The following is a 2,045-nucleotide window of genomic DNA, read 5'->3' as shown; positions in this document are numbered from 1 at the left end:
GGCGCACGTCTTCGGTGAACGCACTCTGGCCACACTGGAGCGTCTTCTGAGCCTGCTGTCGGCCTTTGAGGTCGTGGTATGGATGACGGATGGCTGGCCGCTGTATGAATCACGCCTGAAGGGAAAGCTGCACGTTATCAGCAAGCGTTACACTCAGCGCATTGAGCGACATAATCTGAATCTGAGACAACATCTGGCAAGGCTGGGACGGAAGTCACTGTCGTTCTCAAAATCGGTGGAGCTGCATGACAAGGTCATCGGGCATTATCTGAACATAAAACACTATCAGTAAGTTGGAGTCATTACCGGAGTTGTTATGATCCACGCCTTTATTAAAAAAGGGTGTTTTCAGGATTCGGTCAGTTTAATGATTATTTCACGAAAACTCAGCGAATCAGAAAATGTTGATGATGTTTCCGTAATGATGGGTACGCCCGCCAATAAAGCGTTATTAGATACCACAGGTTTCTGGCATGACGATTTTAATAACGCCACGCCGAACGATATTTGCGTGGCAATTCGTAGCGAAGCGGCGGATGCGGGGATCGCGCAGGCGATTATGCAGCAGCTTGAAGAGGCGCTAAAACAACTGGCGCAGGGGGCAGGCAGCAGCCAGTCCTTGACGCAGGTGCGTCGCTGGGACAGTGCCTGTCAGAAATTATCCGATGCCAATCTGGCGCTGATTTCAGTGGCTGGCGAGTATGCGGCGGAGCTGGCGAATCAGGCGCTGGATCGCAACCTCAACGTGATGATGTTCTCCGATAACGTCACGCTGGAAGATGAAATCCAACTTAAAACCCGCGCGCGAGAAAAAGGCTTGCTGGTGATGGGGCCGGACTGCGGTACGTCGATGATTGCCGGCACGCCGCTGGCTTTTGCTAACGTGATGCCGGAAGGCAACATTGGCGTCATTGGCGCTTCCGGTACCGGGATTCAGGAACTGTGTTCGCAGATTGCGCAGGCAGGGGAGGGAATTACTCACGCGATTGGTCTTGGCGAGCGCGACCTCAGCCGTGAAGTAGGCGGCATCAGTGCGCTGACGGCGCTGGAAATGCTCAGTGCAGACGAGAAAAGCGAAGTGCTGGCATTTGTTTCAAAGCCACCTGCCGAAGCTGTGCGTCTGAAAATTGTTAATGCCATGAAAGCAACCGGCAAACCGACGGTGGCGCTGTTTTTAGGTTATACCCCGGCGGTGGCCCGCGACGAGAATGTCTGGTTTGCCTCCTCGCTGGATGAGGCCGCACGCCTGGCTTGCCTGCTTTCACGCGTCACGGCGCGACGTAACGCAATAGCGCCTGTCAGCAGCGGATTTATTTGCGGTTTGTATACCAGCGGTACGCTGGCTGCCGAAGCGGCGGGATTACTTGCTGGACACCTTGGCGTGGAAGCCGACGATACCCATCATCACGGCATGATGCTCGACGCCGATGGTCACCAGATTATTGACCTCGGCGATGATTTCTACACCGTCGGGCGTCCCCATCCGATGATCGACCCAGCCTTACGCAACCAGTTAATTGCCGATCTCGGCGCTAAACCACAAGTGCGCGTATTGCTACTTGATGTCGTGATTGGCTTCGGTGCGACTGCCGATCCTGCCGCCTCGCTGGTAAGCGCCTAGCAAAAAGCCTGTGCCGCGCGTTCAGATAATCAACCACTGTATGCCATTGCCACGGTGACAGGCACTGAACGTGACCCGCAATGCCGCTCGCAGCAAATCGCCACGCTGGAAGATGCGGGGATCGCGGTAGTGAGTTCGCTGCCGGAAGCCACCTTGCTGGCGGCAGCGTTAATTTATCCGCTCTCGCCTGCCGCACAGCAACATACACCGTCATGGTGATGCTGCCAACTTACTGATTTAGTGTATGATGGTGTTTTTGAGGTGCTCCAGTGGCTTCTGTTTCTATCAGCTGTCCCTCCTGTTCAGCTACTGACGGGGTGGTGCGTAACGGCAAAAGCACTGCCGGACATCAGCGCTATCTCTGCTCTCACTGCCGTAAAACATGGCAACTGCAGTTCACTTACACCGCTTCTCAACCCGGTAC

The 2,045-nt window shown here is 54.8% G+C and carries 1 protein-coding gene and 2 pseudogenes; all 3 read left to right on the top strand.

The genetic code is table 11. From position 1 onward, the window contains the following. Positions 1–292 (top strand): annotated as a pseudogene (locus BFF42_RS15680) (IS1-like element IS1X2 family transposase); the annotation flags it as partial. Positions 293–316: 24 nt separating this feature from the next. Beyond that, positions 317–1,834: pseudogene (locus tag BFF42_RS15675) on the top strand (acyl-CoA synthetase FdrA); the annotation flags it as partial. A gap of 56 nt (positions 1,835–1,890) precedes the next feature. After that, positions 1,891–2,045 (top strand): IS1 family transposase (locus tag BFF42_RS15670; protein WP_001392526.1); only part of this gene is annotated, 155 nt, incomplete at its 3' end.

This window comes from Shigella sp. FC1661 (genome assembly GCF_001712525.1).
In the GTDB taxonomy this organism is placed as follows: Bacteria; Pseudomonadota; Gammaproteobacteria; order Enterobacterales; family Enterobacteriaceae; genus Escherichia; species Escherichia coli.
This window is presented reverse-complemented; position numbering and strand designations above follow the sequence as displayed.